The following is an 18690-nucleotide window of genomic DNA, read 5'->3' as shown; positions in this document are numbered from 1 at the left end:
TCAGAAGATATTTCATACAACCGGACGCAGTATTTTCATACTCCGGTTATTTTTTTGCAAAGTTTTAACCATTCACGGAGGGTTTTATGGCCTATCATCGCCCGGTCAAAGCAGCAATATTTGATATGGACGGATTGCTGATCAACTCTGAACCGTTCTGGCATCAGGCTGAACTGGATGTCTTCTCACGCGCAGGCATCGATATCAGCCTGCGTGACGCCTTACCTGAAACCACCGGATTACGTATCGACCAGGTGGTGAGGCTGTGGTTTGATGCAGGTAATATCCGCCATCTGGATGCTGAAGAGATGACACGGCTGATTATCGCCAGGGTGGCAGAGAAAATAGATCAGCAGCGCCCGCTGATGCCGGGTGTACACGAAGCTCTGGAAATGTGTCGGGAGTGTGGGTTTAAAATCGGCCTCGCGTCTGCCTCCCCGCTGAGTTTAATTCAGAGCGTGCTTGAACTATTCTCTCTGCAGCCTTATTTCGACGCGGTCGCTTCCGCAGGCGAACTTCCCTACAGTAAACCCCATCCGCAGGTGTATCTGAATGCCGCCGCCGCGCTGGCGACAGATCCGTTACATTGTGTCGCCCTGGAGGACTCGCTGAACGGTATGATCGCTGCCAAAGCCGCCAGAATGCGCACGCTGGTCGTTCCTGCCACGGAAGAAGCTCATCTTCCGGTCTGGAGTCTGGCTCATGCCCGTCTTGACTCGCTGAATGATTTAACGCCGGATCTGCTGGGCTATCTGCCCGCTTCCCGCTAAGCCCGCGGCGGGGAGCCTCTGCTCCCCGCAGTCAGCCCGGCTGAGGGTATCAATATCGCCCTGCACGGCTATCCGGGGGTGCTTCTGCCTCTCCGGACGAAGTTACCCGCATTCAGACAATTCCCGCTACTCAGGCCACTGACTCAGCCGATGTCTGAGCTAACGGATTTTCTGCCGGTTCCCTTGCAGCAATTTCTTCACGCGGCAGAGAGCCTCTGCTCCTCGCGGTCAGCCCGGCTGAGGGTATCAATATCGCCCTGCACGGCTATCCGGGGGGTGTTTCTGCCTCTCCGGACGAAGTTACCCGCATTCATACGATCTCCGCCACTCAGGCCACTGACTCAACCGATGTCTGAGCTAAGGGATTTTCTGCCGGCTCCCTGACTCAATTTCTTTCCGCTAAGCCAGGGCGCAGAGCGCCTGCGGCTTTTTCCTGCTCTATGCACCGGGAGGACGAGAGTTTTCTTTGCCTGTGTCAATATCATTTATTATTTGTTACAGCGTCACATATACCTTTTCGCTGTATAAATCCCTATACTGTATACATTGACAGTTAATCAGGAAGTTGCAGGATATCTCATGACGGCCGAAGGCCATATTCTTTTCGCTGTTGCCAGCGCCATCATTGCAAAACGCAGCGATCTGACCCCCGTTATTGCCCACGCAGACTGGTGGCATTTACTGCCGGCAACATTACTTACGTGTCTGCTGCCGGACATTGATCACCCTTCCTCCCTGCTCGGCAGACGTTTACGCTGGATTTCTGTCCCGGTATCCCGTGCATTCGGTCACCGGGGATTTACCCATAGCCTGATCGCTATCGTGGCAGGGTTATGGCTGTTACACCTGAAGTTACCGGAGGCTATGTGGCTGCCTGCCGACGTGATGCAGGGAATGGTGCTGGGGTATCTGAGCCACATTGTCGCCGATATGCTGACGCCTGCCGGAGTACCTCTGCTATGGCCCTGCCGCTGGCGGTTTCGCTTTCCGGTGTTGCAACCGCAAAAGAGTAATCTGCTGGAGCGCTGGTTCTGTATCACATTGGTCGCCGGTGCAGTATTACTGCCGGGTCCTCTGACAAAACAGGTCGTCAGCACGACCGGCAGGCAGATTTATTCGACCGCTATCGACTGGCAAAAACAACTGACGCAGTCACTGCATTAACCCCGGTGCGGCGGTAATGGGAAGGTAAAGTAAAAAAGTGCCAGCCCGCACCGGAAGGCCCGTTAAGAAAGCGTTAAATAGTGTAATGGAAGGCAAAATCCGGACAGTAGCGCTTGAGTTTTCGGGCATCCGCACAGATCATCTGATCAGTTATTGTCGGAGATAGAATATGAAAAAAGTTATCCCATCTCTGCTGGCGTTAACCCTGATTATGCCGGGTATCGCGCTGGCTTACCCGCATGGTCCCGGCCCGGGCTTCGGTGGCCCTGGCCCTGGTTTTGGCGGACCCGGATGGCGGGGTGGCCCCGGCCCGGGTGGTGGCGGTTTTCTGCCGGATTTAGCGACCGGAGTCCTGATAGGCGGCCTCACCTACTATCTGCTCAACGGTATTTATTATCAGCGTCAGGGGAATGACTATGTGGTGGTCAACCCGCCGCCACAGAGTACTCCGCAGCAACTGCAGGCGCTGGATTATAATGGTAAGCGTTATTACGTGCAGTCAGGCCATTATTATCAGCGTAATATTGACGGTGAGTATATCGAGGTTCCGCGACCTGACGGTTTGTAACCCAAAAGCATCAGGCCAATAAAAGGCCAGTCATCGGGCTATACTGCCCGTCAGTTGAGACAGGCATGATGGGATAAACTCCCCCTGGCTGTGTGAAAAACCGTAATCATCCCTTAATGATTACGGTTTTTTTTATACTGCTCAGCCAGGCCATTCTTCGTTTCTTTCCATCGTCATTCTGTCTGCATAAGCCGGGGGCAATAACGGTTTAACTGTTACGGTGCCTTCCGGGAAGGCGCTTAGCGCTTCTCAGATTAATTAATGCCCTTTTAATTTCCGGTGGAAATTCCCTTACAGGTAAGGTTTTTATTAATGGCCCGGCATTGAGAGCGCCACCCAGTCATGCAGGAGGCTGCGGATACAAAAAATCCGCAACCCTTGTGAGATTGCGGATTTTTGCAGGGCTGCCCGGAAGTTTAAGTACGACTTCACGGATAGGCTTCACCCCATGATGTCTGCCCGTTTTATCTCTGCAAAAGATCAGTTCGTTTTCGGAGCCTGAGGATCGGTGTCGTATTCGGTGCAGCTCTGGAAGCCGTAATTCATCACATGTCCGGTGTCGTTATAGCTGACAAAATACGTCAGCGGTTTACCTTCGCTTTGGCCAATGATGTAGGTATCACAGGTCCCGCGGGCATGGATCATGGTGATCACGGAAGCCGGTTGACCGCCGATATGGCGAACCTGGTCACGTGTCATTCCTTTTTTAACGTCTTTTACCACAGGTTTGGTGACATAGCTTTCTGCCTGATGATAAGTCGTACACCCGGAAAGAATGGCGATGGCAGCACCTGCTGCGATAAGTCCGGTGAATTTATGCATTATTTACCTCACTGTAATCGTAATACACAATAAAAAATCTGATGAACGGGTCAACTCACGCCTTTTAAGTGTAATAGGTAATAACGATAAAACAAATGGTTAGCATGGACTGAAACGTCTTAAACCGATATTCTCTTGGACAGCCCATCGCGGTAAACCAGCGCGCCTCAGGCCGATGACAGATATAATCTGTTAATTTTCATAATGATATTATTCAACGGAAACACCATAGATTCAGAGGAAAAATGTCCAAAGCCCTCCCGCACCGTTTCTCTTTTGTGCTAATCCTTGGCCTGATGGCAGGACTTGGCCCCTTATGTATTGACCTGTATCTTCCGGCGTTACCGCAGCTTGCCGGCAGCCTGCATATTGCTACCGCCAGTGCGCAGCTTAGCCTGACCGCAGGGTTGCTGGGGCTCGGGTTCGGACAACTGCTGTTTGGCCCGATGAGTGATAAGTACGGGCGAACAGTTCCGCTGGCATTGTCATTAGTGCTACTGCTGCTGGCCTCCGTCGCCTGTTCCATGGCTCAGAGCCTGGACCAGCTGCTGATTGCCCGCCTGTTCCAGGGCCTGGGTGGCGCCGGTGGCGCGGTATTATCCCGGGCCATCGCCCGGGATATGTACAGTGGTCATGAACTGACCCGTTTTTTTGCCATGCTGATGCTGGTCAATGGTCTGGCGCCGATCGCGGCCCCGGTCATTGGCGGTGCACTGATGAATATCATGAGCTGGCGCGGAATTTTCCTGGTGCTGTCCGGGATTGCGGTTTTACTGATCACTCTCAGCCGGTTACATGTTCATGAGACACTGCACCCGGAAAAACGCAGCCAGGGATCACTGCTATCCGCCTGGGGCGCGCTGGGCCAGGTGGTTACCCATCGTCCGTTTATGGGCTTCTGCCTCACCCAGGGATTTATGATGGCAGGTATGTTTGCCTACATCGGTGCATCGCCGTTTGTACTGCAACAGATTTACGGGATGTCACCCCAGACCTTCAGTCACTGCTTTGCACTGAATGGTCTGGGCCTGATCATTGCTTCACAAACCAGTGCCCGTCTCAGTCCCCGACTGGGAGAGTATCGGGTGCTGAAAGGCGGACTGATGCTGGCATTCGTGGCCTCTCTTAGTCTGTTGATTGCCGGCATTCTGCATGCCCCGTTACCGGTGATCCTGTTCACGCTGTTCTTCAGCATTGCCAGCAATGCCGTCATTTCCACCACGGCGTCCTCTCTGGCGATGCAGAGTCAGGGCCGCCGCGCGGGCAGTGCTTCTGCGGTGATCGGCGTAACGATGTTCACCCTGGGGTCACTGAGTATTCCTGTCACAGGGCTGGGCGGGACATCGGTGCTCAGTATGACATCGACGATTTTTGGCTGTTTCATGCTGGCGATCCTGATGTTTACCTTTGTGGCGAAAAAACCTGTTGCCGCGGTAAAATAAACAGACCGCACAGAAGGCATGTTGTGACACGGCGGTCACTGACCGCCCCTGAACCGAGGAGTCCTGTATGACATTACAACAAGAGATTATCCGTGCACTGGGGGTAAAACCGGTGATTGATGTTCAGCAGGAAATACGCACCAGTGTGGATTTCCTCAAGTCCTATCTGAAGACCTATCCGGGGCTGAAAAGTCTGGTGTTAGGCATCAGCGGGGGTCAGGATTCCACCCTGACCGGTAAACTCTGCCAGACGGCTATCTCAGAACTGCGTGCTGAAACCGGTGTTAATGATTACCGGTTTATCGCTGTACGTATGCCCTACGGTGACCAGGCCGATGAACAGGACTGTCAGGATGCCCTGAATTTTATCCAGCCGGACCAGACGCTGACCGTCAACATTAAAGAAGCCGTGCTGGCCAGCGAACGTGCGCTGAAAGAGGCGGGAATTGTGTTATCTGATTTTGTGAAGGGGAATGAAAAGGCCCGCGAACGAATGAAAGCACAATACAGTATCGCCGGAATGACCAGCGGTGTGGTGGTCGGCACCGACCATGCCGCCGAAGCGGTTACCGGCTTTTTCACCAAATACGGTGACGGCGGTACCGATATCAACCCTATTTTCCGCCTGAACAAAGGCCAGGGAAAACAGCTTCTGAAACAGCTCGGCTGCCCTGAGCATCTCTACCTGAAGCATCCGACGGCAGACCTGGAAGACGGTCGTCCGGGCCTGCAGGATGAGGTAGCCCTGGGGGTGACCTACGCTTTAATCGATGCTTATCTGGAAGGTAAAACCATCGCGCCTGAGCCGGCAAAAATCATCGAGGGCTGGTACCTGAAAACTGAACACAAGCGTCAGCCACCAATTACGGTATTCGACGACTTCTGGAAAAAATAATCACCTTACGCATAACATGAAAAACCCCCTTCTCAGAAGGGGGTTTTTTTTATATCTCCGGCCGGGACCTTCTGTCACTTTCCTGTACCCTGCCGGTATCGGCGATAGGGATACCAGGTTCTGCCGGGAGTGACCTGGCAGCCTGAACCCCCGCGTCATCTCAGAATAAAACCGCCCATAATGGCTGACGGGATCACCGATCCGTCAGCCCTCAGGGCGGTCTCAGGGGATTCAGAAGGCAAAGGCGTTAGCCGGCAGTATCCTGTGGCGCCTGTCCTTTAGCATCATGCTTTTCGGTCAGGTGGCGCTCAAAACCGTCGTTATATTGTTTCTTCTGTTCCGGTGTCAGAACGTTGTACAGTTTATTTTCTGTCTGCAACCGCTGGAATGCACGGTCTTTAGCTCCTGCGGCCAGGCTGGCAGCTTCGGTCTCTGCTTTTGCCTGATCAAAACTGTCTGAGGCTACTATCTCATGTGCTGCACGACGTTGTTCCACCGACGGACGTTTCATCTGCTGATGGCTCTGCTTCATGATGTCACGCACCTGTTGTTTCTGTGCATCAGTCAGTTTTATGCCATGAAAGAAGTCCGGTCCATGAGGATGCATCGGACGGTGCTGGGATGCCGTCGGAGGCGTTAAATTATCGGCCTGCGCGTGTACCACACTGGCAGCACCAAAGGCCAGAGATGTTGCCAGGAACAGTGAAGTGAGTTTACGCATAGAGTCATATCCTTAATAGTTTTAGTTGTCTGACGATGTCTGCTGACATTGTCGTCGTCGGAAACCACTTTACGCCTGATAACGTCAATTACTCAGAGACTGCGTAAATCACTGAAAACGAAAATGTGCAAAACTCCGCAATCATGGAGAAAAAAGGAGGAAATAGCAGCAGAGTGATAAGAAAGTGTATGGTAAGTCAGGTCCCGCCCGGCAAATCGTCCTCCGGGCGAAACATTGCGGCAGTTTACAACTCTTCTTCCAGCATCAGCCCGGCCCGCTGACCATACGCGACCCTGGGGTTTGGGAAAAGCACCCGCTCGCCCTCCGGATGCAATACCCGCTCAGACCGGCCCCCTTCCTCGCTCAGTATCGTCCCCGGCGGAAACCATGTAAAATTCGGTGTCGTGTCTGACATATGCAGGTGAAAATCCGCGCCGGTGCGGGTTAACTGCCTGACCACCCGGAAATGGCGTGGCGGGGTATCCGGGGTGGCTGGCGTTTCTGTGTCACCCCCGATCCTGGCCCGTAATGCCTGCCGGGCGCAGTTAAAATCCGCCAGAGCATTACAGCCAAACGGTAGCGCCTTTCCCAGCTCCAGAGTACAGCTTTCCGCTGCCAGCGTGTGGCAGGTGAAATGGCTGAAGGTGCCGCCCGGTGCCTGATGAAAAACCAGCGCTTCCAGACCTGCCCGCCCCAGCCAGTCAGTAAACGATGCATTACGTGGCCGGGGACTCGCCGGTAACAGCCCGAACTTCGGGTAGAGTGACCCGCGGATGGCCGTATGCAAGTCAAGATGCCAGCAGACTGACTGCGCCGGGTCCTGGCCGCGAAACTCACTGACCGCCTGCTCCAGCTGCGCTGCACGCTGCGATTCATCACAGGGCGGCAACTTATCGCGATAGCCTGAAAACAGGCGATTCATATCATAATCAACAAAGCGTACGCCCTGACGGATTGCCGCCGGATTACCGAAGATCACCAGTAATCGCTGCGCAACAACGCATTCTCCGCGTAATATTTCTGTGACCAGTTGATTGAGGATCTCTATCGGCGCAGTTTCGTTACCGTGGATCCCGGCCGAAATGATCAGCGACCCCGGTTGGCGGGGCGTACGGGGGATCAGTTCCAGAATCCCTTCGCCTTTTTCACGCCAGAAAAGCACTGCATTTTCTCCCTGCGGCGGCAGAGCCGGTTGCCCGGTTAACATTCCCTGAAGATAATCGGTCATTCGCTTTCATCCTCACTGTGATTGCTGGAAGTCATACACCGTCCCGAGATTCAGTATCCCGGTCAGTTCATCCAGGGCCTGATAATTGTCTGTCAGTAGTTGCGGATCTGCCAGGTCATCCGTCGTCAGCCGGTCGCGGTAGAATTTTCCTGCCCACGCCGTCAGCCGGGTATAGAGCGCATCATTCATCATGACGGCCGGGTTAACGGCCTGACGTTCTTCCTCTGTCAGGGTAACCCGTAAACGCAGACATGCCGGTCCGCCACCATTACGCATACTTTCGCGCAGGTCGAAGACCTGTAAGTCGGTGATCGGGTTATCCCCGGCCAGCAGCTGTTGCAGATATTGCCAGACCGCCGGATGCTCACGGGCCTCCTGTGGCAGTACCAGCGACATACTGCCATCCTGCCGGCCCAGTAACTGGCTGTTAAAAAGATAGGTGTTAACCGCATCACTGACCGTCACGGCCTCGTCCGGCACCACCAGCGGATGAAACTCAGGCAGACGCTGGCGGATGGCATCAAACAGGGCCTGTTGACCGCTGAAGGCCTGTTCATGACAGAACAACACTTCGCGGTGACTCACGGCAATCACATCATTATGAAACACCCCCTGATCGATCACCGCCGGGTTCTGTTGTGCATAGAGGGTTGTTTGCGGATCCAGCTGATGCAGCCGCGCCACGGCTTCACTGGCCTGACGGGTTTGCCTGGCGGGGTAGCGCACCGGCCCGCCCGAGGGTAGCCTGGCATCATAACCGTAGACAAATAACTCCAGTCCCGGCCCCTCTGCACCGCCATACAGACGGTTATGGTTCGCCGCGCCTTCATCGCCGAACGCCGGAGTCTGGGGTAAGGCGTCATGGATGATAAATCGACGCTCATCGGCGAACAGTGCCCGCAGTACCGCGGCTGTCCCGCGGGCTTCAGACATCCGGTGCAGTTTATTATTCAGGTTAGCTACCGTGAAATGGACACGGTTATCAGCAGTATCTGCCGAAGGCGATACGGTCGCGGCATTGGCAACCCACATAGAAGAGGCCGAGCAGGCGGCGGATAACAGCTCCGGGGCCTGTTGGCGGGCTTTCTGCAGTATCTGAACATCATTACCGGTAAACCCCAGCTGCCTTAGCAGGCGCAGGTCCGGCCGGGCCAGTGGCGGGATCACGCCCTGCACAAACCCCTGGTCTGCAAGGGCTTTCATTTTCCCCAGCCCCTGCAGTACCGCTTTCAGCGGGTTGGACGGCTGATACTGGTGACGTGCCGAGGCCTCATTGCCGAAGGATAACCCGGCATAATGGTGTGTCGGCCCCACCAGCCCGTCAAAATTAGCCTCTGTTGACTGACTATTTCTGTTCATCGCGCATCCTTAACGGGAAAAATCGAGGCCCGGGGGCAGTTCTTCCGGCAGTGTTAACTCCGGACTTTCCATTGAAGCCATCGGCCAGGCACAATAATCTGCGGCATAAAAGGCCCCGGGACGGTGATTACCGGATGCCCCTATCCCGCCGAAAGGTGCATTACTCGCAGCACCGGTTAGCGGTTTATTCCAGTTAACGATCCCTGCCCGCGCCCGTTTTTGCAGCAATAAAAACTGGCGGCGATCCGCAGAAATCAGCCCGCAGGAGAGGCCATAGCGGCTCTGATTCGCCAGAGTGATCGCCTGTTCAAAATCGTCATAACGGATAACGTGCAGTAACGGCCCGAAGATTTCCTCATCCGCCGCAGGCAGACCGGTGATATCAATGATGCCCGGATAAATCAGTGCAGAGGCCGGATCCGGCCAGCGCATTCTGAGCAGCACGTCTCCGCCGGCCTGCTCTGTCTGCTGCCAGTGCTGCCAGATATGCCCGGCGGCGGCGGGTGAGATAACACTGCCCATAAAGGGCTCCGGCAGCGTATCCCAGGCGGCCGGGACAATTTTTGCGGCCACCTCCGAGAGTCGTGTGAGAAAACGGTCCCCCTGCTGACCACGTCTGACCAGCAGGCGCCGGGCACAGGTGCACCGCTGACCGGCGCTGATAAAAGCGGACTGAAGTGTAATATTGACCGCTGCATCAATATCCGCAGGATCTTCGACGATCAGGGCGTTGTTGCCGCCCATTTCCAGCGCCAGAATCACCTCCGGCCTTCCCGCAAACTGACGATGGATATGATAACCGGTGGCCGCACTGCCGGTAAAAAGGACTCCGGCCAGCGAGGGCTGAGCCAGCAATGCCTGTCCGGTCTCTTTGCCTCCCTGTATAAGGTTAATCACCCCGGCGGGCAGACCGGCCTTCTGCCAGCATTCCAGTGTCAGCTGGGCCGTCGCAGGCGTCAGTTCACTGGGCTTGAATACCACGGTATTTCCCGCCAGCAGGGCAGGAATAATGTGTCCGTTCGGCAGATGCCCCGGAAAATTGTAAGGACCAAATACCGCCATCACGCCATGCGGGCGGTGATGCAGGCTGCTGCCCGGTGTTTCGCTATCGCCGGTGCGCTGATGCCAGGACTGTACCGAGATGGCGATTTTGTTGATCATGGAGGTCACCTCACTGGCGGCCTCACGACGGGGTTTGCCGGTTTCTCTGGCAATACAGGCGGTCAGCGCCGGCTGATGGTCTTCCAGCTGTTTTCCGAAACGGTTAACCACCGCCAGCCGATCGCTGAATTCCAGTGCGGACCAGGCCTCGAATGCCGCACCGGCGGCCTGACAGGCCGCAGTAACCTCCTCCTCTGTCGCACTGTGCCCCTGCCAGAGCACCTCGCCGCTGACCGGATCATATTTTATCAGAGCGCTCCCGCGGCCGGTCAGCCACTGGCCATTGATCAGTAATGTCATAAACAGGTTCCTTGCGGGCTAAGAGAGACAACGCGTACCGGGTCTCCGGCAGCTATCTGTAAGCGGGCCGCGCAGTCGGGCGGGATTAACACCGTCCCGGCCTGCGGGTCGACCGGCAGCAGCACGGCCCGGAACCGGAGGTAGTCCATGCCGGCGACCAGACAGAGCGGATGGTGGTCGTCAGGGATCCCTGTGGCCGTTGTCATGACCCGGCTCTGTTTAACAGCCCGGATCGCCGCTAATTCACATTCCAGAGTCGGGCCGCCATCAAAAATATCGACATAGTTCTGATAGCGGAACCCTTCGGCTTCCAGCAATCCCCTGGCCGGTGCGGTCTTTACATGCACCTCACCGATCACCGCCCGGGCGTCTTCGCTCAGATAATGGATATATAACGGGTGCTTTGGCATCAGTTCGGCAATAAAGGCTTTATGTCCGGTACCGCTGAGGAAGTCTGCCCGGCTGAAATCCATCGAAAAGAAATGGCTGCCGACACTGTCCCAGAAGGGTGAATTACCGGCGTCATCGATCACTCCGCGCATTTCGGCCACCACCCGCGGAGAAAAAACCTCCGGAAAACCGGCCATAAATAAAAAGCGGGATTTCGACAGTAACTGACCGTTTTTATGCATCCGGTAATCCGGGTCCAGAAACAGCGAACACAATTCGGTGGCCCCGGTATGGTCATTGCTTAGTGACAATGTCGCCAGTGGATTATAAATATCCAGTTGCCGTGAAGCGTGTACCAGTGAACCGACACGATAGTTATACCAGGGCTCTTCCAGACCCACGGCGACTTCGATAGCACTGATCCCGGCAATGGCACCATCGGTGGTATCTTCCAGCACAAACACGTATCCCTGCTGTGCCTGAGGACGTTCCCCCTGCCATGTCTCTATAGAACGCTCAATGCGCGCTGCCAGAGTCTTCTCATCCTGAGGCAGGGATGTCAGGCCCCCGCCGGTTTTCTTAGCAAGCTGCATCAGACCTGGCAGGTCGGCACGGCAGACAGGACGGATCACCATCATCGGTTTGCCCTCCCCGCCAGCCCGGACAGATCAGTCACTGATGCGCAGTTACCGTTATGGGCTACCCGGGCACGACCGCTTCCGTCCGGATACCCGACGGGGCTCTGTTTTTTACAGCGAATAGGTTGTCTCATCAGGATCTCCGGACTGAATATCAAAAACGATTATTTAAATTTCAGCCTCAGGCTGGCTGCAGTAAGTGTAGATTGCAGTTAACGTGCCAGAGCGGGATGAAAATGCATAAAATTATCAGCCATAAAATAAATCAATAAGTTACACCACTCCGCTATTCACTTTTAATGAATAAAAAATGAATAGACCGCTGACAGCATAAGACTCATCCTCTCCGGGAAAGCGGATTTATGCAAAAAGCGAAAAAATTATTTATTTTGTGATTTTTATCACTCTCAGGAATAACCAGTCATAGCAACGCACTCCCGGGGGGCAGAAAACAGCCCGAACGAGGGAATGGTGAACCAAAAAGGTGCAGAGAGTGCGCGCCGTCCCGGAGAATGCCCCGTAGCAGAACATCGCCTGTCTGCCGGGCGGAACGAATGCGCTTATGCCGGTGAACCCGGTGCAGGTCTGTTACCGGCCGGTAACCTGTTGGCGGTGACTGAGCCGTCATGCATGGCAGCCGGACAGCCGGCCGCGTAAATATTATCAGGCGGGTCCGCAGAGCAGACAGGAGTAAAACCTGAAGCCCTTCCCTTAAAGGAGTCACGGCCGGAGAAATGTCGTGAACGCAGAGGCTGTCATGATAAGTCAGCACACCTGTCAGCAGGTTCTCGCCGGTCACCGTACTATCAGGGGTGACAGCCGATTAGCCGGACAGCGGGCTGCGTAAATATTATCAGGCGGGTCCGCAGAGCAGACTGGAGTGAAACCCGAAGCCCTTCCCTTAAAGGAGTCACGGTCGACTAATGGATTAGTAAATAACTCATTGATAAAATGATGTTTCTGTCAAAGGTCGCCGATACGGAGCCGGACGAACCCATAGATAAATCAATAAATGTACGGCCCCGGATCGCAGGTCAGGTATACAGTCTGCCTGATACGTCTTTCCGGGGTCAGCGCTGAACCGGGCGATGTATGTGCTGAGTGCTGCCGCAGGTGAATCACCAATAGTAAACAGCCAGTAGCGAAGATAACCTCCGGCAGCTTTGACGCGCAGAGAGGAGAAGTGTTTCAGGACCACCCGCCGGAAAGTACCTCCGGCCGGGCGGTCACTTCGGTTTACGGTGCCATCAGATCATATTGATCAGGATTCACCGTATCATCCAGCTGCATCGGCGGTGTCAGCTTTAGCGTAATGGTATTGGAAGTCGCCGTATTATGATTATTGGTCACCGTGACGGCGAGGTGATATTCATTGGTCGCCCCCCGGTCATTACTCCATGCCGGCATGATAATGCTCCAGCCCTGGGTACCGGAAGCATCGGCTGGCGGTGTCAGGCTAAGGGCACGGGTATCGCCTTCCCAGTGAACCGATTTAATATTCTTATCCGGGGTCACCTGCAGTTTCAGTACCAGGCTCTCTCCTGCGGATAACTGCCACGGCGGTGTCGCGAGGAAGACACTCAGTGAACTGCGTTTACGGTAACTCAGCACCGGACTGTTATTACGGCTGACAACATCAAAGCGGCTACCCCGCAGTGAACGGGCCGCCGCCACTGCATCCGGCGAAAGCTGTTCACGCAGCGATTCGCCAAAATGGTAATTCAGCTTCAGACCGAACAGGTCCTGACTCTCCCCGCCGGTGCCGGTTTTATGGCTGGCCGAGAACGTTACCAGCGGTACCGGTGTATAGGAGACACCTAAAGAAAGCGCGGAGGGATTGTGGTAATAATTACCGCTATCGAAGGCATCGATATTATCCCCAAGATATTGCTGCCAGCTCACCGTGACGCCGAGTTGCCGGTAAAACGGCAGATACCCCTGACTGCTAATATCATATCCGCGTGCCATACGCGCCATCTGAGTGTCGTTCACATCACGCCAGCCGGACAGCGGCTGATAGTAGTTCGCGGAGAAACGAAGAAAATCTCCCCAGGCCTCAGAACCGACCGATGCCCTGTTCAGTTGTTTATTAAACAAATGGTCGAGAAAGGCATTATACCCGAACAACCAGTTACCCTGGCCCCAGCGTTGCCCCAGGCCGACACTGCCGGTCGTCCCGGGCGTACTTTCGCTCAGAACGACCTCACTGAACGTCAGGTAACGATCATTTTCTGCCAGCGGGCTGAGCAATGAGGCTGAGGTACCGTCAAAATTCCCGTCCACATCGACATTCAGATTTACACTGGCGTGACCATAAGGTGACAGCAGCGACTGACTCTCCTGATTCAGTCGTTTCCCGAGCTGGTCGCGGAAATGATCAAACGCCCAGAGCCCGGCGCTGTGTCCGAGACTGGTGTCGGTGTCACTGTCATTTGCGGCGGCAATCCCCTGAACTATCTCCGCCAGCTGGCGGGAAAAATCGTTGCTTCCCGCACTGCTACCAAGTTCCGGTAGCTGGTCTGCTTGTTTAGCAAAGCGGGCTGCAGCATCATCGAACGGCGTCTCAGAGAGTGTTGTGTCACTGTCGGCCCGGGCGGTGACGTGCGCTGCAAGCAGCAATGTGACGAAACAACAGAGGATACGGGATCTGTTTAAGGGCATAAATAATATCAACAGCTTCCGGTAGGTAAAAAGATTAACTGGCGATTCACAACCTGCGTACTCGGGTAAGTGTTAAGGGTCAGTATATCATAGCCTGCCTGAAGTATAACGTTCAGCACAATTTCTGCACAAGGGTCTCTCTGGCAGTCTATCAGGGCGTGTCCTGCTCCGGAGAACGTTCCCTGACCTGCGAGGCCAGTGTACTCAGCTTTTCGTCCGGTGCGCCAAGGGCAGCCAGACTGTTGACCAGGTCATAAAGATAACGGGCATTCGTCCCGAGCGGACCGCGTGCCGCCGCGATCAGTGGCGCTACGATGGCGGGCGAGTCATCCGGTTCGTAGAGAGGGTGCTCGGTATTAATGGTAAAAACCAGGGCAGTGATTTCACGGCCATCATCCAGTGTCACTGTCTGCCAGCGCGGGCAATAACAGCCGGTGATCATTTCCCGCTTCCAGAGTAATTCCAGTTCAGTGGCACTGGTCGTCTCATTCAGGCGAAATACCAGCCCACGCGTCTGACCTCCGGCTTTTAATGCCAGCATACGGCCAGGAGTACAACCGGTCCCCCGCCCTGCAATCAGACGGATACAGAAGGCACGCTGCCACCCGTCCAGTTGTGCCGCTTGTACTTCACTATAGTCCAGCACCGGATTCCACATCAGTGACCCGTAACCAAAGACCCAAATCGGCTGTCGTGGAGGGAGTTCTGCCAGAAAACGGCTCAGGGAGGCTTTCCGCTGTTCTGTACTCAGTAACAGATGCGGTTCGATACTGCCAAACGAGGACTGGCAATCAGCATTAATCAAAAAATCCCGGGTCAGCACATTCCCTCCCTTCTTGCTCTGCTTTTTCAGTGAAACCCGGTGTTATGATTACAGCAAACAGCTAGTTATGTGAAGTGCTTCACAAATAATAACTCTTTATCCTGACGGAAAATAAGATTCATTGAACATTCATTGAGCTTCTGCTGCAGTTCATCAGGAGGAACAACCCTGAAAAACACCCAACAGGCCACACTAAAGACAATCTGACCCCATAACTCCGTCTGAGAATGCCAACCTACATCAATACCCCCCTATAAAGACATGATTAATTTTGTAAAAAATAAATTAATAAACATAGAGTTAGAAAAAGTAACCCTTAAAAAACAGAGATTCGCATTAAAAAAGTAAAATGATGTAAAAAAATATATCAATTCCGGAAATAAATGATAAGATTATTGAAAGTTACGATTCCCCAACCGCTTTACCCGAAGCCTGACCTCCTGAAAAGATAGTTCATTTTTAACGCGTGAGGAAACAGAATGCCAGCGCATGAAAAAACCAGACACACGGAGTATTCTCTTATTTTCCCGATAGTGGCATTGATAGTACTTTGGTTTTTTAGTCATCAGACTTCATTACCTCTTGTCATTGCTATCAACCTGCTGACACTTGTCGCTATCCTGAGTAGCGCGTTCAGTGTGGTGCGTCATGCTGACGTACTGGCACACCGGTTGGGGGAACCCTTTGGTTCGCTGATCCTGACGTTGTCGGTCGTTATTCTGGAAGTGAGCCTGATTTCTGCATTGATGGCGACCGGGGGTGCCACGCCAGGCCTGATGCGGGATACGCTGTATTCCATCATCATGATTGTGACCGGCGGGCTGGTCGGTTTCGCTCTGCTGCTCGGCGGCCGTAAATTTGCCACCCAATACGTCAATCTGGCGGGGGTGAAGCAGTATCTGATTGCCATTTTCCCGCTGGCTATTATGGTGCTGGTGTTCCCGAACGCCTTACCTGGCGGTAACTTCAGTACCGGACAGTCACTGCTTATTGCCCTGGTCTCTGCCGCGATGTATGGCGTTTTCCTGCTGATACAGACCAAAACCCATCAGAACCTGTTTATCTATGAGCATGAGGACAAGAGCGATGACGGCGACCCGCATCACGGTAAGCCGTCTGCCCACAGCAGCGGATGGCATGGTCTGTGGCTGGTCATCCACCTGGTCGCGGTGATCAGCGTCACTAAAATGAATGCGCCGGTCCTCGAACAGTTGCTGGGAGATTTACACGCACCACAACAGTTCACCGGGTTCCTGATTGCTTTACTGATCCTCTCTCCGGAAGGACTGGGAGCGATAAAAGCGGTACTGGCAAACCAGGTTCAGCGGGCGATGAACCTTTTCTTCGGTTCGGTACTGGCCACCATCTCGCTTACCGTGCCGGTCGTCACACTGATTTCGGTGATCACCGGTCAGTCACTGATTTTCGGGCTGGAAGCCCCACAGATGATTATCATGTGCAGTGTGCTGCTGTTGAGTCAGATTTCCTTTTCGACCGGTCGCACCAACGTACTGAACGGTGCCGCCCATCTGGCGTTGTTTGTCGGTTATCTGATTACCATCATGCTATAGATCGCTGCAAAAGCCGCGTTATCGTCCGGAATCATGCAAAAAAAACGCTGTCATCTGACAGCGTTTTTTATACCTGAAGCCCTGCTTATTTGCTGGTATCCAGCACCGGGAAAGATTTCACCACATCATCGATGGCTTTCATCTGCACCAGGAAAGGCTCCAGTTTATCCAGCGGCAATGCCGAAGGACCATCACATTTGGCGTTAACCGGATCCGGATGCGCTTCAATAAACAGACCGGCAATTCCGACGGCCATCCCGGCGCGGGCCAGTTCAGCCACCTGGGCACGACGGCCACCGGAGGCGGCACCGAAAGGATCACGGGTCTGCAGGGCATGGGTTACGTCAAAGATCACCGGGGAATTATTGGAGACTTTCTTCATCACATTAAAGCCCAGCATGTCGACCACCAGATTGTCATAGCCGAAGTTACTGCCGCGATCACAAAGGATAACTTTTTCGTTACCACCTTCAGCAAATTTATCGACGATGTTACCCATCTGACCCGGGCTGATAAACTGGGGTTTTTTAACGTTGATAACGGCCCCGGTTTTTGCCATCGCTTCAACCAGGTCTGTCTGACGGGCTAAAAAGGCCGGAAGCTGGATCACATCCACCACTTCTGAGACCGGTTGAGCCTGTGCCGCTTCATGCACATCAGTTATGATTTTTACGCCAAAAGCAGCTTTCAGTTCAGCAAAGATCTTCAGCCCTTCTTCCAGGCCCGGGCCACGGTAAGAATGAATTGAAGAACGGTTTGCCTTATCAAAAGAGGCCTTAAACACATAAGGAATACCCAGCTTATCTGTCACTTTTACGTAATGTTCGCAGATACGCATGGCCAGCTCGCGGGACTCCAGCACGTTCATACCGCCGAACAACACAAACGGCAGATCATTGGCTACGTTGATGTCACCGATGGCGACGACTTTTTCTGTCATACTGTTGTTCCTATAGTTACTGATGCGCTGCTCAGTGCAACGTCACTTGTTTATTCTCAATCGCGTGGATCTGGACTTTGATCATCTCACTGACCGGATCTTCAGGGCACTGTTCAATAAAATACGTTAAATCATTCAGCGCAATATGTTCACATTCCAGTTGTGCGTAAATCAGGCCCCGGTCACGAATTTCGTAAGGATCTTCCGGATCCATATTCAGCAAGACCTCACTGACATGTAAGGCCAGTTCCAGTTGCTGTTCTTCCATCAGCGAGGCTTTCAGCGTATCCAGCATTTTGCGGACCACGGTGGCATTATCTGCCTCATCCAGGTCCTCATCATATAATCCGGAGGTCGGCCCTAATGTGCCTTTCACCCAGACGTCGAGCGTATGCTCGTCCAGTGTCTCCCCGTTAAAAGGATTGATCAGCCACATCTCTCCGTCCACCCAGTCGGCTCTCGCGATAAGCTGGGTCGGGAAGATGACCGGCAGCAGAGGTAATGACAGTTCGCCGGCGATAAACAGTAATAAAGCGCCAAGAGAAACTGCCGTACCCTGACGGGTTTTTAACACATTATCCAGCCACAGGGCATCAGATAAACGGTAAATACCGCTGGCCCCGGTAAAACCCCATTCCCGATAGAAGAGGTCCATCAGCTGTTTAAGTTGCTGTTCCTGGTCAGCATCGGCTGAGACGTGCTCTCTGGCCTCAGCCACCATTTCTGCCAGCCGGGTGCGAATTTCCACGGTCGGGAAATCAGTGCGAACCCCGGCCATCACCGTCATCATGGCTTCACACAGTGAGCATTCACTGAAATCGTATGCAGTCGTCGTACTCATGATTACACCGCCAGCAGCATTTTTTGCGTTGCCAGGGTGACAATGATCCCGACCATTATCAGCGCGGCGATAAAGGCCCCGCTCCGGACCGGCAATGAATATTGCCGGCGTCCGAAGGCGATAAACCCGAGGCCGATATACAGCACCACGGCAAACAGTTTTTCGGTCAGCCAGCCGTTGCCTTCGGTGAACGGATACTGATGGGTGATCAGCACCAGCAATATGCCGCTCAGTAACAGAAAGGTATCAACAATATGTGGCACTATTTTTACCCAGCGGCGGTCTGACATTGCAGAATGTGCCGCCTTCCAGTAAAAGCGCAGAATAAAAAGGGCCACAGAGATAAACACTGTCAGCAGATGAATAGATTTAACTAACGGAAAAAGAGTGTACATA

General features: G+C 53.8%; 17 protein-coding genes. 6 read left to right on the top strand and 11 right to left on the bottom strand.

Annotation, left to right across the window (positions count from 1 at the left end):
- The first annotated feature begins 86 nt into the window (after positions 1-86).
- The 3 genes from hxpB to ABD035_RS04120 all read left to right on the top strand — a co-directional run bounded on the left by hxpB (position 87) and on the right by ABD035_RS04120 (position 2502).
- A complete protein-coding gene (gene hxpB, locus ABD035_RS04130; RefSeq protein WP_212712419.1) occupies positions 87-770 on the top strand; it encodes a hexitol phosphatase HxpB in 684 nt (227 codons plus the stop codon).
- A 579-nt stretch (positions 771-1349) separates the two neighbouring features.
- Positions 1350-1934 carry a metal-dependent hydrolase gene (locus ABD035_RS04125; RefSeq protein ID WP_212712418.1) on the top strand — a complete coding sequence of 195 codons (585 nt, stop codon included), beginning with the start codon at positions 1350-1352 and terminating at the stop codon, positions 1932-1934.
- A 169-nt stretch (positions 1935-2103) separates the two neighbouring features.
- Positions 2104-2502 carry a DUF6515 family protein gene (locus ABD035_RS04120; protein WP_343867923.1) on the top strand — a complete coding sequence of 133 codons (399 nt, stop codon included), beginning with the start codon at positions 2104-2106 and terminating at the stop codon, positions 2500-2502.
- Positions 2503-2982: 480 nt separating this feature from the next.
- Here the strand turns inward: ABD035_RS04120 and osmE are convergent, their stop codons facing one another.
- The gene (gene osmE, locus ABD035_RS04115; protein ID WP_343867921.1) at positions 2983-3324 is read right to left on the bottom strand and encodes an osmotically-inducible lipoprotein OsmE; all 342 of its coding nucleotides are present in this window, start codon (positions 3322-3324) and stop codon (positions 2983-2985) included.
- Between the two features lie 245 nt (positions 3325-3569).
- Here osmE and ABD035_RS04110 point away from each other — a divergent pair, with 245 nt between their 5' ends.
- Together ABD035_RS04110 and nadE are read left to right on the top strand one after the other, a co-directional pair.
- On the top strand, positions 3570-4766 hold the full coding sequence (locus ABD035_RS04110; RefSeq protein ID WP_343867919.1) for a multidrug effflux MFS transporter: 1197 nt from the start codon (positions 3570-3572) through the stop codon (positions 4764-4766).
- Positions 4767-4833: 67 nt separating this feature from the next.
- On the top strand, positions 4834-5661 hold the full coding sequence (gene nadE, locus ABD035_RS04105; protein WP_343867917.1) for an ammonia-dependent NAD(+) synthetase: 828 nt from the start codon (positions 4834-4836) through the stop codon (positions 5659-5661).
- A gap of 247 nt (positions 5662-5908) precedes the next feature.
- Here the strand turns inward: nadE and spy are convergent, their stop codons facing one another.
- The 7 genes from spy to ABD035_RS04070 form a co-directional block, all read right to left on the bottom strand.
- Positions 5909-6382, bottom strand: coding sequence for an ATP-independent periplasmic protein-refolding chaperone Spy (gene spy / locus ABD035_RS04100; protein ID WP_343867915.1), 474 nt, complete (start codon positions 6380-6382; stop codon positions 5909-5911).
- A 244-nt stretch (positions 6383-6626) separates the two neighbouring features.
- A complete protein-coding gene (gene astE / locus ABD035_RS04095) occupies positions 6627-7610 on the bottom strand; it encodes a succinylglutamate desuccinylase (RefSeq protein ID WP_343867913.1) in 984 nt (327 codons plus the stop codon).
- A 12-nt stretch (positions 7611-7622) separates the two neighbouring features.
- Positions 7623-8969 (bottom strand): N-succinylarginine dihydrolase, encoded by a 1347-nt coding sequence (astB, locus tag ABD035_RS04090; RefSeq protein WP_343867911.1) that lies wholly within the window; start codon positions 8967-8969, stop codon positions 7623-7625.
- A gap of 9 nt (positions 8970-8978) precedes the next feature.
- Positions 8979-10430 (bottom strand): succinylglutamate-semialdehyde dehydrogenase, encoded by a 1452-nt coding sequence (astD, locus tag ABD035_RS04085; RefSeq protein ID WP_343867910.1) that lies wholly within the window; start codon positions 10428-10430, stop codon positions 8979-8981.
- Positions 10427-11458 carry an arginine N-succinyltransferase gene (gene astA, locus ABD035_RS04080; RefSeq protein WP_343867908.1) on the bottom strand — a complete coding sequence of 344 codons (1032 nt, stop codon included), beginning with the start codon at positions 11456-11458 and terminating at the stop codon, positions 10427-10429. Before astA ends, astD begins: the two co-directional genes overlap by 4 nt.
- Positions 11459-12694: 1236 nt before the next feature.
- Positions 12695-14119: a YchO/YchP family invasin gene (locus ABD035_RS04075; protein WP_343867906.1), complete on the bottom strand. Its 1425-nt coding sequence runs from the start codon at positions 14117-14119 to the stop codon at positions 12695-12697.
- Positions 14120-14270: 151 nt separating this feature from the next.
- Positions 14271-14942: a gamma-glutamylcyclotransferase gene (locus tag ABD035_RS04070; RefSeq protein WP_343867904.1), complete on the bottom strand. Its 672-nt coding sequence runs from the start codon at positions 14940-14942 to the stop codon at positions 14271-14273.
- Between the two features lie 479 nt (positions 14943-15421).
- On the opposite strand from ABD035_RS04070, the gene chaA reads away from it, so the two are divergent.
- Positions 15422-16513: a sodium-potassium/proton antiporter ChaA gene (gene chaA, locus ABD035_RS04065; protein WP_343867902.1), complete on the top strand. Its 1092-nt coding sequence runs from the start codon at positions 15422-15424 to the stop codon at positions 16511-16513.
- Positions 16514-16598: 85 nt separating this feature from the next.
- Here the strand turns inward: chaA and kdsA are convergent, their stop codons facing one another.
- From kdsA to ABD035_RS04050, 3 genes are read right to left on the bottom strand one after another with little or no spacing between them, the layout of a single operon-like run.
- Entirely contained in the window at positions 16599-17453 is an 855-nt protein-coding gene (gene kdsA, locus ABD035_RS04060; protein WP_343867900.1) for a 3-deoxy-8-phosphooctulonate synthase, read from the bottom strand.
- Between the two features lie 31 nt (positions 17454-17484).
- Positions 17485-18294 carry an invasion regulator SirB1 gene (gene sirB1, locus ABD035_RS04055; RefSeq protein ID WP_212712396.1) on the bottom strand — a complete coding sequence of 270 codons (810 nt, stop codon included), beginning with the start codon at positions 18292-18294 and terminating at the stop codon, positions 17485-17487.
- Positions 18295-18296: 2 nt separating this feature from the next.
- Entirely contained in the window at positions 18297-18689 is a 393-nt protein-coding gene (locus tag ABD035_RS04050; RefSeq protein WP_212712395.1) for a SirB2 family protein, read from the bottom strand.
- Position 18690 lies beyond the last annotated feature (1 nt).

The sequence above is a fragment of the Tatumella terrea genome (assembly GCF_039523755.1).
GTDB lineage: Bacteria > Pseudomonadota > Gammaproteobacteria > Enterobacterales > Enterobacteriaceae > Tatumella > Tatumella terrea.
This window is presented reverse-complemented; position numbering and strand designations above follow the sequence as displayed.